At 69.1% G+C, this 20,927-nt stretch carries 33 protein-coding genes; 1 reads left to right on the top strand and 32 read right to left on the bottom strand.

Annotated elements, in window-relative coordinates; all coding sequences use genetic code 11:
• Positions 1-5: 5 nt before the first annotated feature.
• The 32 genes from rpsK to rpsL form a co-directional block, all read right to left on the bottom strand.
• On the bottom strand, positions 6-413 hold the full coding sequence (gene rpsK, locus DMP15_RS06470) for a 30S ribosomal protein S11 (RefSeq protein WP_020622915.1): 408 nt from the start codon (positions 411-413) through the stop codon (positions 6-8).
• Positions 413-793 (bottom strand): 30S ribosomal protein S13, encoded by a 381-nt coding sequence (rpsM, locus tag DMP15_RS06465; protein ID WP_020622916.1) that lies wholly within the window; start codon positions 791-793, stop codon positions 413-415. Before rpsM ends, rpsK begins: the two co-directional genes overlap by 1 nt.
• Before the next feature lie 174 nt (positions 794-967).
• Positions 968-1,081: a 50S ribosomal protein L36 gene (rpmJ, locus tag DMP15_RS06460; protein WP_020622917.1), complete on the bottom strand. Its 114-nt coding sequence runs from the start codon at positions 1,079-1,081 to the stop codon at positions 968-970.
• Between the two features lie 61 nt (positions 1,082-1,142).
• Positions 1,143-1,364, bottom strand: coding sequence for a translation initiation factor IF-1 (gene infA, locus DMP15_RS06455; protein WP_010228514.1), 222 nt, complete (start codon positions 1,362-1,364; stop codon positions 1,143-1,145).
• Positions 1,365-1,650: 286 nt separating this feature from the next.
• Positions 1,651-2,496: a type I methionyl aminopeptidase gene (gene map / locus DMP15_RS06450; RefSeq protein WP_073576462.1), complete on the bottom strand. Its 846-nt coding sequence runs from the start codon at positions 2,494-2,496 to the stop codon at positions 1,651-1,653.
• 56 nt (positions 2,497-2,552) lie between these two features.
• Positions 2,553-3,107: an adenylate kinase gene (locus DMP15_RS06445; RefSeq protein WP_161152695.1), complete on the bottom strand. Its 555-nt coding sequence runs from the start codon at positions 3,105-3,107 to the stop codon at positions 2,553-2,555.
• 128 nt (positions 3,108-3,235) lie between these two features.
• Positions 3,236-4,546 carry a preprotein translocase subunit SecY gene (gene secY / locus DMP15_RS06440; RefSeq protein WP_161152694.1) on the bottom strand — a complete coding sequence of 437 codons (1,311 nt, stop codon included), beginning with the start codon at positions 4,544-4,546 and terminating at the stop codon, positions 3,236-3,238.
• Positions 4,547-4,826: 280 nt separating this feature from the next.
• A complete protein-coding gene (gene rplO / locus DMP15_RS06435) occupies positions 4,827-5,288 on the bottom strand; it encodes a 50S ribosomal protein L15 (RefSeq protein ID WP_312888760.1) in 462 nt (153 codons plus the stop codon).
• Positions 5,285-5,470, bottom strand: coding sequence for a 50S ribosomal protein L30 (gene rpmD / locus DMP15_RS06430; protein ID WP_062403786.1), 186 nt, complete (start codon positions 5,468-5,470; stop codon positions 5,285-5,287). The genes rplO and rpmD overlap by 4 nt, the downstream gene beginning before the upstream one ends.
• Before the next feature lie 5 nt (positions 5,471-5,475).
• On the bottom strand, positions 5,476-6,111 hold the full coding sequence (rpsE, locus tag DMP15_RS06425) for a 30S ribosomal protein S5 (protein ID WP_062397823.1): 636 nt from the start codon (positions 6,109-6,111) through the stop codon (positions 5,476-5,478).
• A 34-nt stretch (positions 6,112-6,145) separates the two neighbouring features.
• Positions 6,146-6,559: a 50S ribosomal protein L18 gene (gene rplR, locus DMP15_RS06420; RefSeq protein WP_073576465.1), complete on the bottom strand. Its 414-nt coding sequence runs from the start codon at positions 6,557-6,559 to the stop codon at positions 6,146-6,148.
• Complete coding sequence (rplF, locus tag DMP15_RS06415; RefSeq protein ID WP_062397827.1) at positions 6,559-7,098, bottom strand: 50S ribosomal protein L6; 540 nt, start codon at positions 7,096-7,098, stop codon at positions 6,559-6,561. The genes rplR and rplF overlap by 1 nt, the downstream gene beginning before the upstream one ends.
• A gap of 17 nt (positions 7,099-7,115) precedes the next feature.
• Entirely contained in the window at positions 7,116-7,514 is a 399-nt protein-coding gene (gene rpsH / locus DMP15_RS06410) for a 30S ribosomal protein S8 (RefSeq protein WP_062397829.1), read from the bottom strand.
• 121 nt (positions 7,515-7,635) lie between these two features.
• Positions 7,636-7,821 (bottom strand): type Z 30S ribosomal protein S14, encoded by a 186-nt coding sequence (locus tag DMP15_RS06405; protein WP_020622927.1) that lies wholly within the window; start codon positions 7,819-7,821, stop codon positions 7,636-7,638.
• 4 nt (positions 7,822-7,825) lie between these two features.
• On the bottom strand, positions 7,826-8,389 hold the full coding sequence (gene rplE / locus DMP15_RS06400; protein ID WP_073576466.1) for a 50S ribosomal protein L5: 564 nt from the start codon (positions 8,387-8,389) through the stop codon (positions 7,826-7,828).
• A 1-nt stretch (position 8,390) separates the two neighbouring features.
• Positions 8,391-8,717: a 50S ribosomal protein L24 gene (rplX, locus tag DMP15_RS06395; RefSeq protein ID WP_062403788.1), complete on the bottom strand. Its 327-nt coding sequence runs from the start codon at positions 8,715-8,717 to the stop codon at positions 8,391-8,393.
• A gap of 13 nt (positions 8,718-8,730) precedes the next feature.
• Positions 8,731-9,099: a 50S ribosomal protein L14 gene (rplN, locus tag DMP15_RS06390; protein WP_010228481.1), complete on the bottom strand. Its 369-nt coding sequence runs from the start codon at positions 9,097-9,099 to the stop codon at positions 8,731-8,733.
• 8 nt (positions 9,100-9,107) lie between these two features.
• Positions 9,108-9,383, bottom strand: a complete 276-nt coding sequence (rpsQ, locus tag DMP15_RS06385) for a 30S ribosomal protein S17 (RefSeq protein ID WP_062397834.1) — start codon at positions 9,381-9,383, stop codon at positions 9,108-9,110.
• Positions 9,380-9,625: a 50S ribosomal protein L29 gene (gene rpmC / locus DMP15_RS06380; protein WP_020622931.1), complete on the bottom strand. Its 246-nt coding sequence runs from the start codon at positions 9,623-9,625 to the stop codon at positions 9,380-9,382. The genes rpsQ and rpmC overlap by 4 nt, the downstream gene beginning before the upstream one ends.
• Complete coding sequence (gene rplP, locus DMP15_RS06375) at positions 9,625-10,044, bottom strand: 50S ribosomal protein L16 (RefSeq protein ID WP_020622932.1); 420 nt, start codon at positions 10,042-10,044, stop codon at positions 9,625-9,627. Before rplP ends, rpmC begins: the two co-directional genes overlap by 1 nt.
• A gap of 3 nt (positions 10,045-10,047) precedes the next feature.
• A complete protein-coding gene (gene rpsC / locus DMP15_RS06370; protein WP_020622933.1) occupies positions 10,048-10,893 on the bottom strand; it encodes a 30S ribosomal protein S3 in 846 nt (281 codons plus the stop codon).
• Entirely contained in the window at positions 10,893-11,312 is a 420-nt protein-coding gene (rplV, locus tag DMP15_RS06365; RefSeq protein WP_073576467.1) for a 50S ribosomal protein L22, read from the bottom strand. Before rplV ends, rpsC begins: the two co-directional genes overlap by 1 nt.
• A 37-nt stretch (positions 11,313-11,349) precedes the next feature.
• Entirely contained in the window at positions 11,350-11,631 is a 282-nt protein-coding gene (gene rpsS, locus DMP15_RS06360) for a 30S ribosomal protein S19 (protein WP_062397841.1), read from the bottom strand.
• A gap of 15 nt (positions 11,632-11,646) precedes the next feature.
• Positions 11,647-12,480 (bottom strand): 50S ribosomal protein L2, encoded by an 834-nt coding sequence (gene rplB / locus DMP15_RS06355; RefSeq protein WP_073576468.1) that lies wholly within the window; start codon positions 12,478-12,480, stop codon positions 11,647-11,649.
• A 16-nt stretch (positions 12,481-12,496) separates the two neighbouring features.
• Positions 12,497-12,796, bottom strand: a complete 300-nt coding sequence (gene rplW, locus DMP15_RS06350; RefSeq protein ID WP_020622937.1) for a 50S ribosomal protein L23 — start codon at positions 12,794-12,796, stop codon at positions 12,497-12,499.
• A complete protein-coding gene (gene rplD / locus DMP15_RS06345; RefSeq protein ID WP_073576470.1) occupies positions 12,793-13,467 on the bottom strand; it encodes a 50S ribosomal protein L4 in 675 nt (224 codons plus the stop codon). Before rplD ends, rplW begins: the two co-directional genes overlap by 4 nt.
• A complete protein-coding gene (rplC, locus tag DMP15_RS06340) occupies positions 13,464-14,150 on the bottom strand; it encodes a 50S ribosomal protein L3 (RefSeq protein ID WP_161152693.1) in 687 nt (228 codons plus the stop codon). The genes rplD and rplC overlap by 4 nt, the downstream gene beginning before the upstream one ends.
• A gap of 16 nt (positions 14,151-14,166) precedes the next feature.
• The gene (gene rpsJ / locus DMP15_RS06335; protein ID WP_003938093.1) at positions 14,167-14,472 is read right to left on the bottom strand and encodes a 30S ribosomal protein S10; all 306 of its coding nucleotides are present in this window, start codon (positions 14,470-14,472) and stop codon (positions 14,167-14,169) included.
• A gap of 489 nt (positions 14,473-14,961) precedes the next feature.
• Positions 14,962-16,155 carry an elongation factor Tu gene (gene tuf, locus DMP15_RS06330; RefSeq protein WP_073576471.1) on the bottom strand — a complete coding sequence of 398 codons (1,194 nt, stop codon included), beginning with the start codon at positions 16,153-16,155 and terminating at the stop codon, positions 14,962-14,964.
• 146 nt (positions 16,156-16,301) lie between these two features.
• The gene (gene fusA, locus DMP15_RS06325; RefSeq protein WP_100878740.1) at positions 16,302-18,404 is read right to left on the bottom strand and encodes an elongation factor G; all 2,103 of its coding nucleotides are present in this window, start codon (positions 18,402-18,404) and stop codon (positions 16,302-16,304) included.
• A gap of 47 nt (positions 18,405-18,451) precedes the next feature.
• Positions 18,452-18,922: a 30S ribosomal protein S7 gene (gene rpsG, locus DMP15_RS06320; RefSeq protein WP_020622942.1), complete on the bottom strand. Its 471-nt coding sequence runs from the start codon at positions 18,920-18,922 to the stop codon at positions 18,452-18,454.
• Positions 18,922-19,296, bottom strand: coding sequence for a 30S ribosomal protein S12 (gene rpsL, locus DMP15_RS06315; protein WP_020622943.1), 375 nt, complete (start codon positions 19,294-19,296; stop codon positions 18,922-18,924). The genes rpsG and rpsL overlap by 1 nt, the downstream gene beginning before the upstream one ends.
• A 641-nt stretch (positions 19,297-19,937) precedes the next feature.
• On the opposite strand from rpsL, the gene DMP15_RS06310 reads away from it, so the two are divergent.
• Positions 19,938-20,834: an alpha/beta hydrolase gene (locus DMP15_RS06310; protein ID WP_337825538.1), complete on the top strand. Its 897-nt coding sequence runs from the start codon at positions 19,938-19,940 to the stop codon at positions 20,832-20,834.
• Positions 20,835-20,927 lie beyond the last annotated feature (93 nt).

The raw sequence follows: 20,927 nt of genomic DNA, 5'->3' as shown, positions 1-20,927 counted from the left end.
TTCCCCTAGACCCGGCGCCGCTTGGGCGGACGGCAGCCGTTGTGCGGCTGCGGGGTCACGTCGGAGATCGTGCCGACCTCGAGGCCGGCCGCCTGCAGCGAACGGATCGCCGTCTCACGTCCGGAGCCGGGGCCCTTGACGAAGACGTCGCACTTCTTCATGCCGTGGTCCATCGCCTTGCGGGCGGCGTTCTCGGCGGCGAGCTGCGCGGCGAACGGCGTCGACTTCCGGGAGCCCTTCAGGCCGACGTGCCCGGACGAGGCCCAGGCGATGACGGCACCGGTCGGGTCGGTGATCGACACGATCGTGTTGTTGAACGTGGACTTGATGTGGGCGTGACCGTGCGCGACGTTCTTCTTCTCGCGACGGCGGACCTTCTTGGGTCCGGCACCCTGACGTGCGCGGGGCGGCATTACTTCTTACCTGCCTTCTTCTTACCGGCGACGGTCTTCTTCGGGCCCTTGCGGCCGCGCGCGTTGGTCTTCGTGCGCTGGCCGCGGACCGGAAGGCCGCGACGGTGACGGATGCCCTGGTACGAACCGATCTCGATCTTCCGGCGGATGTCCGCCTGGATCTCACGGCGCAGGTCACCCTCGACCTGCAGGTTCGCCTCGATGTACTCGCGGAGCTTGCTGACGTCCTCGTCGGTCAGGTCCTTCGACCGGAGGTCGGGGCTCAGCGCGGTGGCCTCGAGGATCTCCTTGGACCGGGTACGTCCGACCCCGAAGATGTAGGTGAGCGCGATCTCCAACCGCTTTTCGCGGGGGAGGTCGACGCCGGCAACACGTGCCATGCGGCGTGGTCTCCTTGTTGTCGTCCCAGGTCTTCCCGATGCCCGTCCCGTTCCGCCGCTGAGCTGAGCGGGCCCCGGCCTGGTTCCGGGGGTACTACCGGGCCCGTGTGGCCCGGCAGGTGCATCGGGGGCTTCTGCTGCGCGATCAGAGGATCGCGACCGGTACCGCTCTGCTCAGCCCTGGCGCTGCTTGTGGCGCAGGTTCGAGCAGATCACGATGATCCGGCCGTGACGGCGGATCACCTGGCACTTGTCGCAGATCTTCTTGACGCTCGGCTTGACCTTCACGTCGTCTGCCTCTGTGTGTCGTTCGTGTGGGTCTCGCGACCGACCGTGGTGGAGCTGGTCGTCACTTGTAGCGGTAGACGATGCGGCCGCGGCTGAGGTCGTAGGGCGACAGCTCGACGACCACCCGGTCCTCCGGAAGGATCCGGATGTAGTGCTGGCGCATCTTCCCGCTGATGTGCGCGAGTACCCGGTGGCCGTTCTCCAGCTCCACCCGGAACATCGCGTTCGGCAGGGGTTCGACGACCCGGCCCTCGACCTCGATCGCCCCGTCCTTCTTGGCCATGTCCTCCGCTATCCGTGACAGGTGTCGGTTGCCCCGGTCGACAGCGGTGCCGACGACCGGTTCGGCGCGCGCGGACGGAGCCGGACCGGGAACACTGTGGGATACACGGAGCACACGGAGCGGACGTCACAGGACGCGCCGATGGTCCAGTGTACGGAGGCCGTATAAGGCCGGTGCAGGCGGGGGTGACGGGCGTGGTAGACGCCCGGGAGGGCGACGGTAACGGACCGACCCGGCCACCGACCAGTACCCGCGCGGAGCGCGTCGGGCACCGGAGGCGCGGGGCTCAGGCGCCGGGGCGGTCCGGTGCGCCGGCGGGCGCGGTCAGCAGCCACGGCCCGTCCTCGGTGACGGCGACGGTGTGCTCCCAGTGCACGGCCCGGCCGCCCGCCGCGGTGACGACCGTCCAGCCGTCCTCGAGCTCCAGGGTGTCCGGGTCCCCCGCGACGAGCATCGGCTCCACGGCCAGGGCCATGCCCGGGCGGAGCCGCGGCCCCTTGCCCGGCTCGCCGTGGTTGGGCAGGAACGGGTCCATGTGCATGGACGTGCCGATGCCGTGCCCGCCGTACTCGGCGACGATCCCGTAGTCGGCGCGGTCGGCCAGCGCCGCGGACCGGCACGCCTCCTGGATGGCGTACGAGACGTCGGTCAGCCGGGCCCCGTCGCGGACGGCGAGGATCCCCGCCTCCATCGCGCCACGGCAGGCCGCGGACAGGGCGAGGTCCTCCGGCGACACGTCCCCGACGGCGATGGTCACCGCGGAGTCGCCGTGCCAGCCCTCGACGATCGCACCGCAGTCCACCGAGATCAGGTCGCCCTCGGCGAGCACCTGCTTCGGCGACGGGATGCCGTGCACGATCTGCTCGTTCACCGAGGCGCAGATGCTCGCCGGGAAACCGTGGTAGCCGAGGAACGAGGGGACACCGTTGCCGTCGCGGATCGTCTGCTCGGCGAGCGCGTCGAGCTCCGCCGTGCTGACACCGGGCTTCGCGTGCTCGGTGACCGCGGCCAGCGTGGCCGCGACCAGCGCGCCCGCCACCCGCATCGCCTCGAGCTGACCGTGGGTCTTGAGCTCGATGTCCCGCCCCCGGTAGCGGGCGATGGCCCCGCGGATGCCGCCGCGACCGTTCATGTGTCCGTCCCTCGGTTCCCCGCCGTGGCGCCGGTGGTGCCGGCGCCGACCGGGTCTCAGCCGTTGCGGTTGTGCAGCGCCGAGAAGACCCGGTCGGTGATCTCGTCGATCTCGCCGACGGCGTCGATCGTGACCAGCCGGTCACGGTAGTGGTCCAGCAGCGGAGCGGTCTCCTCGCGGTAGACCCGCTGCCGGTTGCGGATGGTGTCCTCGTTGTCGTCGCTGCGGCCGCGGCCGAGCAGCCGCTGCACGACGACCTCGTCGTCGACGTCGAACTGGACGACGGCGTCGAGCTCCAGGCCCTTGTCGGACAGGATCTCGGAGAGGGAGCCCGCCTGGGCCACGTTGCGCGGGAAGCCGTCGAGGATGAAGCCGCCTGCCGTGTCGGCGTCGCCGAGCCGGTCGCGCACCATCCCGACGGTCACCTCGTCGGGGACGAGGTCCCCGGCGTCCATGTAGCGCTTCGCCTCGCGACCGAGCTCGGTCTCGTCACGCAGGTTCGCCCGGAACAGGTCCCCGGTCGAGATGTGCGGGACGTCGAGCCGCTTGGCCATCTGCTCAGCCTGGGTCCCCTTGCCGGCACCGGGCGGTCCCACCAGAACGAGTCGCACGAGACCCGACCTCCTGAAGTCTTGTCGTCCATGGCACCGGCGTCCTCGCCGGCACACGGTGCCCGAGGCACCACGATCGGGGCCGGGGCCCCGCACCGGGGTTCCCGCTCGGCCACGTTCCGGCGAGCCTAACGCAGGAAACCCTCGTAGTTCCGCTGCATGAGCTGGCTCTCGATCTGCTTCAGGGTGTCGAGGCCCACGGTGACCATGATCAGCACGGCCGTGCCGCCGAACGGGAAGTTCTGGTTCTGGCCGCTGCCGGTGATCCCGAGGAAGAAGTTCGGGAGCACCGCGATGACGCCCAGATAGAGCGACCCCGGCAGCGTGATGCGGCTGAGCACGAAGTTCAGGTACTCCGCGGTGGGCCGCCCCGGGCGGATACCCGGGATGAAGCCGCCGTACTTCTTCATGTCCTCGGCGCGCTCGTCGGGGTTGAACGTGATGCCGACGTAGAAGTACGTGAAGAAGATGATCAGTGCTACGTACAACACGATGTGCACGGGATTGGACTGATCGACCAGATAGGTCTGCACGAACTGCTGGAACCAGCCGCCGTCGTTCCCGGCGAGCCGGGCGACCAGGTCGGGCAGGTAGAGCAGCGAGCTACCGAAGATCACCGGCACGACACCGGCCTGGTTGACCTTGAGCGGCAGGTAGGTCGAGGTGCCGCCGTACATCCGGCGGCCGACCATGCGCTTGGCGTACTGCACCGGGATCCGGCGCTGGCCGTTCTCCACGAACACGACGCTGGCGATGATCGCGAGACCGAAGACGCAGACGCCGGCGAAGACCAGGCCGCCGGAGTTCTCCAGGATCAACCGGCCCTCGGCGGGGATGCGGTGCGCGATGGAGGCGAAGATCAGCAGCGACATGCCGTTGCCGATGCCGCGCTCGGTGACCTGCTCGCCCAGCCACATCACCAGCGTGGTCCCGGCGACCATGACGATCACGATGACGATCAGGGTGAAGACCGACGAGTCCGGGATGATCGGCAGCGCGCAGCCCTGGAACAGCTGACCGCGCTCGGCCAGCGCCACGAAGCCGGTGGCCTGCAGCACCGCGATACCGATCGTCAGGTACCGCGTGTACTGCGTGAGCTTGGCCTGGCCGGACTGGCCCTCCTTCTTCAGCTGCTCGAACCGCGGGATGACGACCTGCAGCAGCTGCACGATGATGCTCGCGGTGATGTAGGGCATGATGCCCAGCGCGAAGATCGACAGCTGGAGCAGTGCCCCGCCGGAGAACAGGTTGATCAGGGAGTAGACGCTGGCGTTGTCGCCGCCCTCGACCTGACGAACACATTCCTGGATGTTCGGGTACGACACCCCCGGCGAGGGGATGTTCGCCCCGAGCCGGTACACCGCCACGATCGCCAGCGTGAAGAGGATCTTCTTGCGGAGATCCGGCGTGGTCAGGGCCGCCCGGACTGCGCTGAGCACTCGGTGATCCTCCTACGACGTCGGCGGCCCGACACCGCCTGCGCCGGCCCCTGAGGGGTCGGCCGGGTTGGTCGACGCGCGTTCCGCGCCTCGCGGGACACCCGGGCCGGTGTGTACCGGCGGGGGCTGCGCGCCTCGAGGCGCGCCAGGTAATCGGTGGACACTCGGTCCGGACGTGACTGTAACAGCGGCCCGGAAACGCCTCGGCGCCGCCCACGGGCCCGGTCCACCTGGGGTGGAGCGGGCGCCACGGACGGCGCCGGGGGACGTGCGGTGGGGCCTACAGCTCGGAGACCGAGCCGCCGGCCGCCGAGATCTTCTCGCGCGCAGACGCGGAGAACTTGTGAGCCTTCACGGTCAGGGCGACGCCCGAGAGCTCGCCTTCGCCGAGGACCTTCACGAGCTGGTTCTTGCGAACCGCGCCCGCCTCGACCAGCTCGGCCGGACCGATCTCGCCGCCCTTCGGGAACAGGGCGGCCAGCTCGCCGACGTTCACGACCTGGTACTCGACCTTGAAGCGGTTCTTGAAGCCCTTGAGCTTCGGGAGCCGCATGTGCAGCGGCATCTGCCCGCCCTCGAAGCGCGGGGACACCGTCTTGCGGGCCTTGGTGCCCTTGGTACCGCGACCGGCGGTCTTACCCTTCGAGCCCTCACCGCGACCCACACGGGTCCGCGCCTTCTTCGAGCCCGGGGCCGGCCGCAGGTCGTGGAGCTTGATGACGGAGTTCTCGTTCTCGCTCACGACTGCACCTCCTCCACGGTCACGAGGTGGCGCACCGTGTGGACGTAACCGCGGGTCTGCGGGTCCGCCTCACGCACCACCGACTGCCGGATCTTGCGCAGGCCGAGCGAGCGCAGCGTGTCGCGCTGGTTCTGCTTGCAGCCGATCCGGCTCTTCACCTGGGTGATCTTCCACGTGGCCATGTCGCTCACACCTTCGCCGCGTCGGCCTCGGCGCGCTGGCGCATCATGCTCGCCGGGGCGACGTCCTCCAGCGGCAGGCCGCGGCGGGCCGCGACCTCCTCCGGACGCTGCACCGACTTCAGCGCCGCCACCGTGGCGTGCACGATGTTGATGGCGTTGTCGGAGCCGAGGGACTTGGACAGGATGTCCGAGATCCCCGCGCACTCCAGCACCGCGCGGACCGGGCCGCCGGCGATGACACCGGTACCCGGGGAGGCCGGGCGCAGCATGACGACGCCGGCGGCGGCCTCACCCTGCACGCGGTGCACGATCGTGCCGCCGATGCGGGGGACGCGGAAGAAGTTCTTCTTCGCCTCCTCCACGCCCTTGGCGATCGCGGCCGGCACCTCCTTGGCCTTGCCGTAGCCGACGCCCACCAGGCCGTCACCGTCGCCGACGATCATCAGCGCGGTGAAGCTGAACCGGCGGCCGCCCTTGACGACCTTGGCCACGCGGTTGATCGTGACCAGCCGCTCGATGTACGGGGTCTTGTCCTGGGCCGCCCCGCCACGGCCACCGTCCCGGCGGTCCCGGTTGTTGCGGTTGTCGTTCCCACCGCTACCACCCGGGGCTCCGCCGTCACGCCGCGTACGTCCCGGCATCAGACAGTCCCTTCGATCTTCTCGGTCTGGTTCATCAGAACTCCAGGCCTCCCTCGCGGGCGGCGTCGGCCAGGGCCGCGATGCGGCCGTGGTAGGCCAGCCCGCCGCGGTCGAACACGACCGCGGAGATGCCCGCCTCCTTGGCCTTGGCGGCGATGATCTCGCCGACCTTGGCCGCCTTGGCCTTCTTGTCGCCGTCGAGGCCTCGGACCTCGGTGTCCAGCGAGGACGCGAAGGCCAGCGTGTGGCCGGCCAGGTCGTCGATCAGCTGGACGGTGATGTGCCGCGAGGAGCGGTTGACCGCCAGCCGCGGACGCACCGGCGTCCCGGAGATCTTCTTCCGGAGCCGGGCGTGCCGGCGGATGCGCGAGTCGCGGCGCTTGCGCGCCACCTGGGACGCCATCCGGCGGCGGGCGGAACCCGACACCGTCTCGTTCGTCTCGGCCATCACTTACCCGTCTTTCCGACCTTGCGGCGGACCTGCTCGCCGGCGTACCGCACACCCTTGCCCTTGTACGGGTCGGGGCGGCGCAGCTTCCGGATGTTGGCAGCGGTCTCGCCGACCAGCTGCTTGTCGATGCCGGAGACCGAGAACCGGGTCGGCGACTCGACCGCGAAGGTGATGCCCTCCGCCGGCTCGATGACGACCGGGTGCGAGTAGCCCAGGGCGAACTCGAGGTTCTGCCCCTTCAGCTGCACGCGGTAACCCACGCCGTGGATCTCCAGCTTCTTCTCGTAGCCGGCGCTGACGCCGACCACGATGTTGTTGACGAGGGAGCGGGTCAGGCCGTGGTAGGCCCTGGTCTCGCGCTCCTCGTTCGGCCGCTTCACCAGCACCGTGCCGTCGTCATCGCGCTCGATCGTGATCGGCTCTACGGCGGTGTGCGACAGGGTGCCCTTGGGGCCCTTCGCGGTGACCGTGCGGCCGTCGATGGTGATCTCCACGCCGGACGGGACGGTGATGGGCAGCTTTCCGATGCGTGACATCGTTCGTTACCCCTCTCTCACCAGACGTAGGCGAGGACTTCCCCGCCCACGCCGCTCCGGTAGGCCTGCTGGTCGGTCATCAGACCCTGAGAGGTCGAGATGATCGCGATGCCGAGGCCACCCAGGACCCGCGGCAGGTTCGTCGACTTCGCGTACACACGCAGACCGGGCTTGGAGACCCGGCGCAGACCGGCGACGCTGCGCTCGCGGTTGCGGCCGTACTTCAGCTCGACGACCAGGGACTTGCCGACCTCGGCGTCCTCGGTGTGGTGTGCCGCGATGTAGCCCTCCTTCTGAAGGATCTCCGCAATGGCGACCTTCAGCTTCGAGTGGGGCATCACGACGCGGTCGTGGTAGGCCGAGTTCGCGTTCCGCAGACGGGTCAACATGTCTGCGATCGGATCGGTCATCGTCATGGTGTCTGTCTCTTTCCCGCCGTGGTTCCTCGTACCGGCGCGGTGCCCCTGTGCGGGGCACCGCACCGGTGCGGGCCTGCGGCGATCGGATCCGCTGCCCCGCGGACGCGGGGCGGTCGGATCACCAGCTGGACTTGCTCACACCCGGCAGCTCGCCGGCGTGCGCCATGTCTCGCAGGCACACGCGGCAGAGGCCGAACTTGCGGAACACGGCACGCGGCCGGCCGCACTTGTTGCAGCGGGTGTAACCCCGCACGGCGAACTTCGGCTTCGCGTTCGCCTTGTTGATGAGCGCCTTCTTCGCCATTCGCTCAGCTCTCCTTGAACGGGAAGCCCAGGTGGCGCAGCAGCGCCCGGCCCTCGGCGTTCGTGGTCGCGGTGGTCACGACCGTGATGTCCATGCCCCGCGGCCGGTCGATGGAGTCCGGGTCGATCTCGTGGAACATCGACTGCTCGTTCAGGCCGAACGTGTAGTTGCCACGCCCGTCGAACTGGTTGCCCTCGAGGCCGCGGAAGTCGCGGATACGGGGCAGCGCGATGGTCAGGAGACGGTCGAGGAACTCCCACATCCGGTCGTTGCGGAGGGTCACCTTCGCACCGATCGGCATGCCCTCGCGCAGCTTGAACTGCGCGATGGACTTGGTGGCGCGACGCAGCTGCGGCTTCTGGCCGGTGATGGTGGCCAGGTCCCGCAGCGCACCGTCGATCAGCTTCGAGTCGCGGGCGGCGTCACCGACACCCATGTTCACCACGACCTTGGTCAGGCCGGGGATCTGCATGACGTTGGTGTAGCCGAACTCCTCGCGGAGCTTGTCGAGGATCTCGTCGCGGTACCGCTGCTTGAGCCTCGGCGCGGTCTTCTCAGCCGTGGTCATCTCAGATCTCCTTCCCGTTGCGCCTGGAGATCCGGACGCGGCGGGTGGTGCCGTCCTCGCCCTCGACGGCCTTCTTGCCGATACGGGTCGGCTTGCCGTCGGAGTCGCACACCATCACGTTCGAGACGTGGATGGCGGCCTCCTGGGTGACGATCCCGCCGCTCTCGGCCCCGCGCTGGTTCTGGCTGATCCGGGTGTGCTTCTTGATCCGGTTCACGCCCTCGACCAGCACGCGCTGGCGCTCCGGGTAGGCCGCGATGACCTTGCCCCGTGCACCCTTGTCCTTGCCGGCGATCACCAGAACGGTGTCGCCCTTCTTGACCTTCATCTTCGCCTTCATGTCAGAGCACCTCCGGGGCCAGGGAGATGATCCTCATGAACTTGCGGTCGCGCAGCTCGCGCCCGACCGGGCCGAAGATACGGGTCCCCCGAGGTCCGTTGTCCGCCTTGATCAGCACGGCGGCGTTCTCGTCGAAACGGATGTAGCTGCCGTCGGGACGGCGCTTCTCCTTCTTGGTGCGCACGATGACCGCCTTGACGACGTCACCACGCTTCACGCCGGCGCCGGGGATGGCCTCCTTGACCGTGGCGACGATGACGTCGCCGATCCCGGCGTAGCGCCGCGCGGAGCCGCCCAGCACCCGGATGCACAGGATCTCCTTGGCACCGGTGTTGTCGGCGACGCGCAGCCGCGACTCCTGCTGGATCACTTCGACTCCTACTTGGCCTTCTCGAGGATCTCCACCAGCCGCCAGCGCTTGGTCGCCGACAGCGGACGGGTCTCCATGAGGCGGACACGGTCGCCGATACCGGCGGTGTTCCCCTCGTCGTGCGCCTTGACCTTGCTGGTCCGGCGGATGACCTTGCCGTACAGGGGGTGCTTCACCCGGTCCTCGAGGGAGACGACGATCGTCTTCTCCATCTTGTCGGACACGACCAGGCCCTCGCGGACCTTGCGCTCCCCGCGCTCGTCGTTCTTCTGCTCGTCGCTCACGCCGCGCCCTCGCTCTCGGTCGGTGCGGCGGAAAGGCCGAGCTCACGCTCGCGCATCACGGTGTAGCACCGCGCGATGTCGTGACGGACGGCCCGCAGCCGCCGGTTGTTGTCCAGCTGCCCGGTGGCCATCTGGAAGCGGAGGTTGAACAGCTCCTCCTTGGCCTCCCGGACACGCACGACCAGCTCCTCGTCGGAGAGCTCGCGCAGCTCGGCGGCCTTGGTGTTGCCACTGCTCGCCATCAGATGTCACCACCCTCACGGGACACGATCCGGCACTTCATGGGCAGCTTGTGGATCGCACGGGTCAGGGCCTCGTGCGCCACCTCGCGGTTCGGGAAGCTCATCTCGAAGAGCACCCGGCCCGGCTTGACGTTCGTGACCCACTTCTCGGGCGAACCCTTACCGGAACCCATGCGGACCTCGGCCGGCTTCTTGGTCATCGGGATGTCCGGGAAGACGTTGATCCAGATCTTCCCGCCACGACGGATGTGCCGGTTGATCGCGATACGCGCCGACTCGATCTGCCGGTTCGACACGTAGGCCGGCTCCAGCGCCTGGATGCCCCAGTCGCCGAAGGTGACCGCGGTACCACCGCTGGCCATGCCCTTGCGCTTGGGACGGTGCTGCTTGCGGTGCTTGACCTTGCGTGGGATCAGCATCGGTCAGCTCTCCCCACCGTTGCTCTGGTTCTCACCGGAGGCCGGGGCCTCGGCGGTCGCCGTCGCGGCGCCGCCGGCCTGGCCCGCGCTCTGCGCGGCACGCCCGGCCTCGGTGCTGGTCGCAGTGGTGCCCGAGGCACCGGAACGGCGCCGGGCCGGACGCTCACGGCGCGGGCCACGGCCCGGGGCCTCGGCGGCGGCCGGGACGCCCTCGCGGCGGCCACCGACGACGTCGCCCTTGTAGATCCAGACCTTCACGCCGATGCGGCCGAAGGAGGTCCGGGCCTCGAACAGGCCGTAGTCGATGTCCGCACGCAGCGTGTGCAGCGGGACCCGACCCTCGCGGTAGAACTCCGACCGCGACATCTCGGCACCGCCGAGGCGGCCCGAGCACTGGACCCGGATGCCCTTGACCTGCGGGCTGCGCATGGCCGACTGGATGGCCTTGCGCATCGCACGCCGGAACGCGACCCGGTTCGACAGCTGCTCGGCGACGCCCTGGGCGACGAGCTGCGCGTCGGACTCGGAGTTCTTGACCTCGAGGATGTTCAGCTGGACCTGCTTCTTGGTCAGCTTCTCGAGGTTGCCCCGGATCCGGTCGGCCTCCGCGCCACGACGGCCGATCACGATGCCCGGGCGCGCGGTGTGGATGTCCACCCGCACGCGGTCGCGGGTGCGCTCGATCTCGACCTTGGAGATGCCGGCCCGCTCCATGCCCTTGGAGAGCATGCGGCGGATCTCGACGTCCTCCTTGACGTACTCGGAGTACTGCTTGTCGGCGTACCAGCGCGACTTCCAGTCCGTGGTGATGCCCAGGCGGAAGCCGTGCGGGTTGATCTTCTGCCCCATCAGCGGGCCCTCCCCTTCGCACCACGACGGCCGGCCTTCTGCGGAACCGACTCGACCTCGATGGTGATGTGGCTCGTCCGCTTGCGGATGCGGTACGCACGCCCCTGGGCGCGCGGCCGGATCCGCTTCAGCGTCGGGCCCTCGTCGACCATCGCCACGGCGACCACGAGGGTCTCCGGGTCCAGGTCCAGGTTGTTCTCGGCGTTGGCCGCGGCGCTCGCCACGACCTTCGCGACGGGCTCCGCCGCGGCCTGCGGCGAGAACCGCAGGATCGCCAGCGCCTCGTCGACCGGCAGGCCGCGGACCAGGTCCACGACACGACGGGTCTTCATCGGCGAGCTGCGGACGAACCGCGCCACGGCGCGCGCACGAGTCGGCTCGAGCGCAGCGCCGGTGGTCTCGGCAGTGGTCTCTGCCATTTTCTCCACCTCTCCTAGTCGCTACTCGGGCCGGCTACTAGCGCCGACGCGCCTTGCGGTCGTCCTTGATGTGACCCCGGAAGGTCCGGGTGGGGGCGAACTCGCCCAGCTTGTGACCGACCATCGAGTCGGACACGAACACCGGGACGTGCTTGCGGCCGTCGTGCACGGCGATGGTGTGACCGATCATGTCCGGGATGATCGTGGACCGACGGGACCACGTGCGGATGACGGTCTTCTTGCCGGACTCGTTGAGGACGTCCACCTTCTTGAGCAGGTGGTCGTCCACGAAGGGGCCCTTCTTCAGGCTGCGCGGCATGTCTTACCTCCCTGCTCAGCGCTTCTTGCCGGTACGACGCCGGCGGACGATCAACTTGTCGGACGGCTTGTTGCGGCGGGTACGGCCCTCGGGCGTACCGGCCGGGTTCACCGGGTGGCGGCCACCGGAGGTCTTGCCCTCACCACCACCGTGCGGGTGGTCCACCGGGTTCATGACGACACCACGGACGGTCGGGCGCTTGCCCTTCCACCGCATACGGCCGGCCTTACCCCAGTTGATGTTGGCGTGCTCCGAGTTGCCCACCTCGCCGACGGTGGCGCGGCAGCGCACGTCGACGTAGCGGATCTCGCCGGAGGGCATCCGCAGCTGCGCGTAGGGCCCGTCCTTGGCGACCAGCTGGACGCCGACACCGGCCGAGCGCGCGATCTTGGCGCCGCCACCGGGGCGGAGCTCGATCGCGTGCACCACGGTGCCCGTCGGGATGTTGCGCAGCGGCAGGTTGTTACCCACCTTGATGTCGGCCCGGGGACCGTTCTCGATCTTGTCGCCCTGCTTGAGCTTCGCCGGCGCGATGATGTAGCGCTTCTCGCCGTCGGCGTAGTGCAGCAGTGCGATCCGCGAGGTGCGGTTCGGGTCGTACTCGATGTGCGCGACCTTCGCCGGCACGCCGTCCTTGTCGTTACGACGGAAGTCGATCAGACGGTAGGCGCGCTTGTGTCCGCCACCCTGGTGACGGGTGGTGATCCGCCCGTGCGCGTTGCGGCCGCCCTTGTTGTGCAGCGGGCGCAGCAGCGACTTCTCGGGGGTGTCCCGGGTGATCTCGGCGAAGTCCGACACGCTCGAGCCACGACGGCCCGGGGTGGTCGGCTTGTACTTACGAATGGCCATGGGTCAGCTCGCTCCCTCAGCTCGCCGGGCCACCGAACACGTCGATCGCCTTGCTCTCCTCGGAGAGCGTGACGATCGCGCGCTTGGTGTCCTTGCGCTTGCCGTAGCCGGTGCGGGAGCGCTTGCGCTTGCCCGGGCGGTTCAGCGTGTTCACGCTGGTCACCTTGACCCCGAACACCTTCTCCACGGCGATCTTGATCTGGGTCTTGTTCGCGTCCGGTGCCACGACGAAGGTGTACTGGCGCTCGTCGAGCAGCCCGTAGCTCTTCTCCGAGACGACCGGCGCGAGCAGCACGTCCCGCGGGTCCGTGATCACTTGTCGGCCTCCTCAGCGCGGCGGCCGGCAGCCTTCGGCTTCGCGATCGGGCCGGCCAGGAACTCGTCCAGCGCCGCCTGCGTGAACAGCACGACGTCGTTGACGAGCACGTCGTGGGTGTTCAGCTGGTCGGGCGCGATCAGGTGGACCTGCGGCAGGTTGCGCAGGCTCAGCAGAGCGTTCTCCGCGGAGCGCTCGACGACAGCGAGCACCCGGCGCGCGTCGGGCACGACGGCCTCGATCGCCTTGCGGGCGGCCTTGGTCGACGGTGCGTCGCCCTCGGAGAAGGCGGACACGACGTGCACGGCGCCGGCGCGGGCCCGGTCGGAGAGGGCGCCACGCAGGGCGGCGGCCTTCATCTTCTTCGGGGTCCGCTGCGAGTAGTCGCGGGGCGTCGGGCCGTGGACGATGCCACCACCGGCGAACTGCGGCGCACGGATCGAGCCCTGACGGGCGCGACCGGTGCCCTTCTGCCGGTACGGCTTCTTGCCACCGCCGCGGACCTCGCCGCGACCCTTCACGTCGTGCGTGCCCTGACGCGCGGCGTTGAGCTGCGCGGTCACCACCTGGTGCATGAGGGCGATGTTCGCCGTCACGTCGAAGACGTGGTCCGGCAGCTCGACGCTGCCGGAGGCGGAACCCTCGGGAGTCTTGATCTGCACGGTGCTCACTTGCCATCACCCTTCGCGGGGGTCTTCACCACGACGAGGCCACCGCGCGGACCGGGGACGGCGCCCTTGACGAGCAGCAGCCCGCGCTCGGCGTCCACCCGGTGGACCTTCAGGTTCTGCGTGGTCTGGCGGTCGGAACCCATCCGGCCGGCCATCCGCACACCCTTGAACACGCGGCCCGGGGTGGCGCAGCCGCCGATGGAGCCCGGCGAACGGTGCTTGCGCTGCGTGCCGTGCGAGGCGCCCAGGCCCTTGAACCCGTGGCGCTTCATGACACCGGCGAAGCCCTTGCCCTTGGTCACGCCCACCACGTCGACCTCGGCCACCTCGGCGAACGCCTCGACGGTGACCTCCTGGCCGGTGGCGTACTCGGCGGCGTCGGAGGTGCGGAGCTCCAGGACGTGGCGACGGGGGGTGACGCCGGACTTGGCGAAGTGGCCGGACTCCGGCTTGTTCACCTTGCGCGGGTCGATGGCCCCGTAGGCCAGCTGGACGGCGGTGTAGCCGTCGGTCTCCTGCGAGCGCACCTGCGTCACGACGTTCGGTCCGAGCTGGACCACGGTGACCGGCACGATGCGGTTGTTCTCGTCGAACAACTGGGTCATCCCGAGCTTGGTGCCCAGGAGGCCGGTGACCTTCTTCGTCTGCTTGGTGGCAGTCGTCTTCTTGAATGCAGCAGTCATCGTCTCCACCCCGCCGTCACTGAATGTTGACGTCGACGCTCGCCGGCAGGTCGATGCGCATGAGCGCGTCGACCGTCTTGGGCGTCGGGTCGAGGATGTCGATGAGTCGCTTGTGCGTGCGCATCTCGAAGTGCTCGCGCGAGTCCTTGTACTTGTGCGGCGAGCGGATGACGCAGTACACGTTCTTCTCGGTAGGCAGCGGCACGGGGCCGACGACCCGGGCACCGGTACGCGTCACGGTCTCCACGATCTTGCGAGCAGACGCGTCGATTGCCTCGTGGTCATAGGCCTTGAGCCTGATGCGGATCTTCTGTCCCGCCATGGTCGTCGGTCGTCCTCTTCTTCCTGCCGCGGGGGTGTCGCGGTTCGGCCCCGTAAGAACTCGCGCCGTGCTGCCACCGGATGTCCGGCGGGCCGGCTGCGGCCCGTGCTCTGTTCAGGTCTCTGTCGGCCCGGAGTCGCGCGTCCAGTTCCCTGGAGCACTCGTCCTGCCGGGGCTCTCCGGTCCACGAGGTCGGGCGTGTCGCGCCCTGCCCGCATGGTTGTGCCCGGGTCACCGCGTCCCACCCCCATCTGGGGCGGGCATGTCGCTCGGAATCTCCCCGGTAACGCAGCGGACCGCAGAACCGGGGGTGACAACGAACATGGCGCGTGGTGCGCGACCCCTGGACTACCGGGGAGACCGGGAACAGAGGCGGCGCTTCCACGCGCCATGCTCATCGTGCAACCCGTCAAGGATGACACACCGCTGTGCGGCACCCTCGACCGGGGGGTGGGTAACGGGGCCGCCCCGGGGGACGGCCCCGTCACATCACGCGTTGATCTTGGTGACCTGGCCGGCGCCCACGGTGCGGCCACCCTCACGGATGGCGAACTGCAGGCCCTCCTCCATGGCGATCGGCTGGATCAGCTGAACGCTCATGGTGGTGTTGTCACCCGGCATGACCATCTCGGTGCCCTGCGGGAGGGTCACGACGCCGGTCACGTCGGTCGTCCGGAAGTAGAACTGCGGACGGTAGTTGTTGAAGAACGGGGTGTGACGGCCGCCCTCGTCCTTGCCCAGGATGTACACCTGGCCCTCGAACTCGGTGTGCGGGGTGATCGAACCCGGCTTCACGACGACCTGGCCGCGCTCCACGTCCTCACGCTTGATACCGCGCAGGAGCAGACCCACGTTCTCGCCGGCGCGACCCTCGTCGAGGATCTTGCGGAACATCTCGACCCCGGTGACGGTGGTCGAGGTCTTGTTCGGCCGGATGCCGACGATGTCGACGGTCTCGTTGACCTTGACGATGCCGCGCTCGATACGGCCGGTGACGACCGTGCCGCGACCGGTGATCGTGAAGACATCCTCGACGGGCATGAGGAACGGCTTCTCGATGTCGCGCTCGGGCTCCGGGATGGCCTCGTCGACCGCGTCCATGAGCTCGACGATGGCCTCGGCCCACTTGTCGTCGCCCTCGAGCGCCTTCAGCGCCGAGACGCGCACGATCGGGAGGTCGTCGCCCGGGTAGTCCTGATCCGACAGGAGCTCGCGGACCTCCATCTCGACGAGCTCCATGATCTCCTCGTCGTCGACCATGTCCGCCTTGTTCAGGGCGACGACGATGTACGGCACGCCGACCTGACGCGCGAGCAGCACGTGCTCACGGGTCTGGGGCATCGGGCCGTCGGTCGCGGCGACCACCAGGATCGCGCCGTCCATCTGGGCGGCACCGGTGATCATGTTCTTCACGTAGTCGGCGTGCCCGGGGCAGTCGACGTGCGCGTAGTGCCGCTTCTCGGTCTGGTACTCGACGTGCGCGATGGAGATCGTGATACCGCGCTGGCGCTCTTCCGGCGCCTTGTCGATCATGTCGAACGCCGAAGCCTCGTTGAGGTTCGGGTACTTGTCGTGCAGAACCTTGGTGATGGCCGCCGTCAGCGTGGTCTTGCCGTGGTCGATGTGACCGATGGTGCCGATGTTGACGTGCGGCTTGGTCCGCTCGAACTTCGCCTTCGCCACTGCTGGGTCCTCCTGGACTCGTGTCTGTACTCCGCCGTGCTGACGGCAGGTCTGTGGGTGTCGGGTGGTGCGGGCCGCGGACCTTACCGATCCGCGGACCGCACCCTCCGAGCAGGTCGGGCACTGGGGCCCGCCCCGGGGAGCTCTTACTCGCCCGTGGCCTTCGCGATGATCTCCTTCGCCACGTTCGCCGGAACCTCGGCGTAGGAGTCGAAGACCATCGTGTAGTTCGCCCGGCCCTGGGTCCGCGACCGCAGGTCGCCGACGTAGCCGAACATCTCGGACAGCGGCACGGTCGCCTTCACGACACGGGCACCGGCCCGCTCCTCCATGGCCTGGATCTGGCCGCGGCGGGAGTTCAGGTCGCCGATGACGTCACCCATGTAGTCCTCGGGCGTCATCACCTCGACGGCCATCATCGGCTCGAGGATGGCGGGGCTCGCCTTGCGGGCCGCCTCCTTGAACGCCATCGAACCGGCGACCTTGAAGGCCATCTCCGAGGAGTCGACCTCGTGGTACTGACCGTCCAGCAGCGTGAGCTTCACACCGACGACGGGGTAACCGGCCTGGATGCCGTACTGCATGGCGTCCTGGGCACCGGCGTCGACCGACGGGATGTACTCCCGCGGGACACGGCCACCGGTGACCTTGTTCTCGAACTCGTACAGCGCACCGTCACCGCTGGTGAGCGGCTCGAGCTTGATGATGACGCGGGCGAACTGGCCCGAACCACCCGTCTGCTTCTTGTGCGTGTACTCGAACTTCTCGACGGCCTTCTTGATGGTCTCCCGGTAGGCCACCTGCGGCTTACCGATGTTGGCCTCGACCTTGTAGTCGGACTTCATCCGGTTGACCAGCACCTCGAGGTGCAGCTCGCCCATGCCGGCGATGATGGTCTGGCCGGTCTCGTCGTCCAGGGAGACCTGGAACGTCGGGTCCTCCTCCGCCAGCTTCTGGATCGCCAGCGAGAGCTTCTCCTGGTCCGCCTTCGACTTGGGCTCGACGGCGACCTGGATGACCGGGTCCGGGAAGGTCATCGACTCGAGGACGATCGGGTTCTGCGGGTCGCAGAGCGTGTCACCGGTGGTCGTGTCCTTCAGACCGATGACCGCGTAGATGTGGCCGGCCACGGCCTCGTCGACCGGGTTCTCCTTGTTGGAGTGCATCTGGAAGAGCTTCCCGATGCGCTCCTTCCGGTCCTTGGTCGAGTTGATGACCTGGGCGCCGGCGGCGACCTGACCCGAGTACACCCGGATGTAGGTCAGCTTGCCGAAGAACGGGTGCGCGGCGATCTTGAAGGCGAGGGCCGAGAACGGCTCGTCCTTCGCAGGCTTGCGGCTCGCCGGCGTCTCGCCGTCGGTGAGGAAACCCTCGACCGGCGGCACGTCGTACGGCGACGGCAGGTAGTCGATCACCGCGTCCAGCATCGGCTGCACGCCCTTGTTCTTGAAGGCCGAGCCACAGAGGACCGGGTAGGCGGCGCGGTTGGTCACCAGCGCGCGGACACCGGTCTTGATCTGCTCGGTCGTCAGGTCCTCGCCACCGAGGTAGAGCTCCATGAGCTCGTCGTCGGTCTCGGCGACGGCCTCGACGAGCGCCGTGCGGTACTCCTCGGCCTTGGCCTGGAGGTCCGCCGGGATCTCCTCGACGGTGTAGTCCTCGCCCTTGGCGACCTCGCCACGCCACGTGAGCGCGCGCATCTCGACCAGGTCGATGACACCGATGAAGTCGTTCTCGGAGCCGATCGGGATCTGCAGCGGCAGCGGGGTCGCGTTCAGGCGGTCCTTGATCGTCTGAACGGTGAAGTAGAAGTCCGCGCCCAGCTTGTCCATCTTGTTGACGAAGCAGATGCGGGGGACGTCGTACTTGGTGGCCTGCCGCCAGACCTGCTCGGACTGCGGCTCGACCCCCTCCTTGCCGTCGAAGACCGCGACCGCGCCGTCGAGCACCCGCAGCGAACGCTCCACCTCGACGGTGAAGTCGACGTGCCCGGGGGTGTCGATGATGTTGATCTGGTGGTTCTTCCAGAAGCAGGTCGTCGCGGCCGACGTGATCGTGATGCCGCGCTTCTGCTCCTCCTCCATCCAGTCCATGGTGGCGGCGCCGTCGTGCACCTCGCCGAGCTTGTAGTTGATCCCCGTGTAGTACAGGATCCGCTCGGTCGTGGTCGTCTTACCGGCGTCGATGTGGGCCATGATGCCGATGTTGCGGACCTTGGTGAGGTCCGTCAGCACGTCCTGTGCTGCCACTGCTCAGCTCTCCCTGGATCGCGAGTTGGCGCCCGACGGTCGGCCGGTCACCAGCGGTAGTGGGCGAAGGCGCGGTTCGACTCCGCCATCTTGTGCATGTCCTCGCGCCGCTTGACGCTGGCGCCGAGGCCGTTGCTGGCGTCGAGCAGCTCGTTCATGAGGCGCTCGACCATGGTCTTCTCACGGCGCTGGCCGGAGTAGGTGACCAGCCAACGCAGCCCCAGGGTGGTCTGCCGGACGGCACGGACCTCGACGGGGACCTGGTAGGTCGCGCCACCGACGCGGCGGCTGCGGACCTCGAGGGCCGGCTTCACGTTGTCGAGAGCGCGCTTCAGCGTGACGACCGGGTCGGTGCCGGTCTTGTCACGGGTGCCCTCGAGGGCGGCGTAGACGATGCGCTCGGCGAGCGACCGCTTCCCGTCCTTGAGGACCTTGTTCACCAGCTGGGTGACCAGCGGCGAGCCGTAGACCGGGTCCGAGACCAGCGGACGCTTCGGGGCGGGGCCCTTGCGGGGCATCAGCTCTTCTCCTTCTTCGCGCCGTAGCGGCTGCGGGACTGCTTGCGGTTCTTCACGCCCTGGGTGTCCAGCGACCCACGGATGACCTTGTAGCGCACGCCGGGGAGGTCCTTCACACGACCACCGCGCACGAGCACGATGCTGTGCTCCTGCAGGTTGTGGCCCTCACCGGGGATGTACGCGGTGACCTCGATGCCGCTGGACAGGCGCACACGGGCGACCTTGCGCAGCGCCGAGTTCGGCTTCTTGGGCGTGGTGGTGTACACGCGGGTGCAGACCCCGCGGCGCTGGGGGCTTCCCTTCAGCGCGGCGGTCTTGGTCTTGGAGACCTTGTCCTCGCGGCCCTTGCGGACCAGCTGCTGGATCGTGGGCATGAACCGTCTACTTCTTCCCGTCGACGTGGCTCGACTGTCTCGCTCGCCGTGACACTGGTGATCTTCGTTCGGTGTCCCGGGCTCCGGGCGCCGGCGTGGCTGCCGGCTCTCGCCGGACTCCGCCACCGTCGCGCCGGACCCCGAGGTCGGGCGTGTCGTCCCGGGCACGCTCGGGGCCGGAAGGGCCCCGCGGAGGCTGTCGGGACGTCCGGCGTGCCCTGCTCCGGGGCGCAACCACAGATCTGAGGGTCGGAACCAACGGATCGGTGCACACCACGGGACACGCGGACCTGCCCGACCGGAGCCGAGCACAGGACATGAGAATACCCGGCCCTCTTCGACACGGTCAAAGCGGGTCCGTTCCGGGCGTTCGCCTCGGACCTGCCTTCGGGACCATCGGGGGCTTCGATGGTCCTCGGATCCCCCGGGACGACGCCCCGGAGGAGACCTGTGATGACCCGACGATGCCGTACGACGCCGTCACTGGCAAGCGGACTCACCCGCTCGTCGCAGATCGACGGCCGCTCGTCGCGGTCGGATCGGTGTGGGCGATGACTGCGCCACAGCACGATCCCGCCGTGTCGATCACGGTGTGGATCACCCTGTGGACGGTGGCGACGGAGGGACGGTTACGGTCCGGTATGCACCTGCCGACGGCCGTCAACCGCCTCGCCACGCGCGCACTCATCGCGCCCTTGCTCGCCCCGACACTACCCGTCGCCCTGAGACGGCGTGGACTCGACCTCGTCGGCGCCTCGCTCCCGCTCCCCCGCGGCACCCGCCGCGACCTCGGGACGCTGGGCGGCGTGCCCACCGCGGTCGTCGCACCGCCCGGGCCGCTGGCCCCGCACCGGGTGCTCTACCTGCACGGCGGCGGGTACCTCGTGGGGTCCTCGGCGTCGCACCGGCCGCTGCTCGCCGGGCTCGCGCACGCCACCGGCAGCGCGGTCCTCGCTCCGCACTACCGGCTCGCCCCGGAGCACCCGTTCCCGGCCGCCCTCGACGACGCGTACGCCGCCTGGGCCGCCCTGCGGGCCGCGGGGATCCCGGCCCGGCACATCGCGGTGGCCGGCGACTCCGCGGGCGGCGGGCTGACCATGTCGCTGCTGCTGCGACTGCGTGCGACCGGCGAGGATCTCCCGGGCTCCATCGGACTGATCTCGCCCTGGCTGGACCTGTCCTGCACCGCGGACGCGCTCACCCGCAACGTCGCCTCCGACGCGATGCTGGATCCGTCGTGGCTGCCCGACGCCGTCACCGACTACGCGGGCCCGCACACCGGCGTCCCCGAGCTCCTGCCTCTCGACGCGGACCTGGCCGGGCTGCCGCCGCTCCACGTCGTCGCCGGTGCCGACGAGATCCTCGTCGACGACGCCGACACCCTCGTCGAGCGCGCCCGCGCGGCCGGGACACCGGTCACCTACGAGCGCGCGCCCGGCATGTGGCACGCCTTCCCGACGCTGGCCGGGCTGTTGGCGGAGGCCGACGCCTCGCTGCGCACCCTGGGCCTGGCCCTGCGGGCGGACTGCCTGCGCTGAGGCCCGCTCCCCGCGTACAGCCCCGGAACGCACGAACGGGGCCGGGCACCGCCACGGGAGCGCGGTGTCCGGCCCCGTCCGGGACCTGTCCGG

Origin of the sequence: Pseudonocardia sp. UM4_GMWB1 (assembly GCF_017312155.1) — a bacterium.
Classification (GTDB): Bacteria; Actinomycetota; Actinomycetes; order Mycobacteriales; family Pseudonocardiaceae; genus Pseudonocardia; species Pseudonocardia alni.
This window is presented reverse-complemented; position numbering and strand designations above follow the sequence as displayed.

Bases quoted from the DNA above. Each gene is read 5' to 3' on its own strand.
- DMP15_RS06310 (WP_337825538.1), top strand. From the start codon at position 19,938: ATGCACCTGCCGACGGCCGTCAACCGCCTCGCCACGCGCGCACTCATC.
- rpmD (WP_062403786.1), bottom strand. From the start codon at position 5,470: ATGGCCACGTGGAAGATCACCCAGGTGAAGAGCCGGATCGGCTGCAAG.
- rpsC (WP_020622933.1), bottom strand. From the start codon at position 10,893: ATGGGGCAGAAGATCAACCCGCACGGCTTCCGCCTGGGCATCACCACG.
- rplV (WP_073576467.1), bottom strand. From the start codon at position 11,312: ATGGCAGAGACCACTGCCGAGACCACCGGCGCTGCGCTCGAGCCGACT.
- rplR (WP_073576465.1), bottom strand. From the start codon at position 6,559: ATGGCCGAGACGAACGAGACGGTGTCGGGTTCCGCCCGCCGCCGGATG.
- rplP (WP_020622932.1), bottom strand. From the start codon at position 10,044: ATGCTGATCCCACGCAAGGTCAAGCACCGCAAGCAGCACCGTCCCAAG.
- infA (WP_010228514.1), bottom strand. From the start codon at position 1,364: ATGGCCAAGAAGGACGGGGCGATCGAGGTCGAGGGCCGGGTCGTCGAA.
- rplF (WP_062397827.1), bottom strand. From the start codon at position 7,098: ATGTCACGCATCGGAAAGCTGCCCATCACCGTCCCGTCCGGCGTGGAG.
- rpsJ (WP_003938093.1), bottom strand. From the start codon at position 14,472: ATGGCGGGACAGAAGATCCGCATCAGGCTCAAGGCCTATGACCACGAG.
- rpsG (WP_020622942.1), bottom strand. From the start codon at position 18,922: ATGCCCCGCAAGGGCCCCGCCCCGAAGCGTCCGCTGGTCTCGGACCCG.
- rplX (WP_062403788.1), bottom strand. From the start codon at position 8,717: ATGAAGGTCAAGAAGGGCGACACCGTTCTGGTGATCGCCGGCAAGGAC.
- map (WP_073576462.1), bottom strand. From the start codon at position 2,496: ATGAACGGTCGCGGCGGCATCCGCGGGGCCATCGCCCGCTACCGGGGG.
- rpsS (WP_062397841.1), bottom strand. From the start codon at position 11,631: ATGCCGCGCAGCCTGAAGAAGGGCCCCTTCGTGGACGACCACCTGCTC.
- rpsL (WP_020622943.1), bottom strand. From the start codon at position 19,296: ATGCCCACGATCCAGCAGCTGGTCCGCAAGGGCCGCGAGGACAAGGTC.
- rpmC (WP_020622931.1), bottom strand. From the start codon at position 9,625: ATGGCGAGCAGTGGCAACACCAAGGCCGCCGAGCTGCGCGAGCTCTCC.
- rplB (WP_073576468.1), bottom strand. From the start codon at position 12,480: ATGGCCATTCGTAAGTACAAGCCGACCACCCCGGGCCGTCGTGGCTCG.
- rpsH (WP_062397829.1), bottom strand. From the start codon at position 7,514: ATGACGATGACCGATCCGATCGCAGACATGTTGACCCGTCTGCGGAAC.
- rplC (WP_161152693.1), bottom strand. From the start codon at position 14,150: ATGACTGCTGCATTCAAGAAGACGACTGCCACCAAGCAGACGAAGAAG.
- rplE (WP_073576466.1), bottom strand. From the start codon at position 8,389: ATGACCACGGCTGAGAAGACCGCGCCGAGGCTCAAGCAGCGGTACCGC.
- rpsK (WP_020622915.1), bottom strand. From the start codon at position 413: ATGCCGCCCCGCGCACGTCAGGGTGCCGGACCCAAGAAGGTCCGCCGT.
- DMP15_RS06405 (WP_020622927.1), bottom strand. From the start codon at position 7,821: ATGGCGAAGAAGGCGCTCATCAACAAGGCGAACGCGAAGCCGAAGTTC.
- rpsE (WP_062397823.1), bottom strand. From the start codon at position 6,111: ATGCCGGGACGTACGCGGCGTGACGGCGGAGCCCCGGGTGGTAGCGGT.
- rpsM (WP_020622916.1), bottom strand. From the start codon at position 793: ATGGCACGTGTTGCCGGCGTCGACCTCCCCCGCGAAAAGCGGTTGGAG.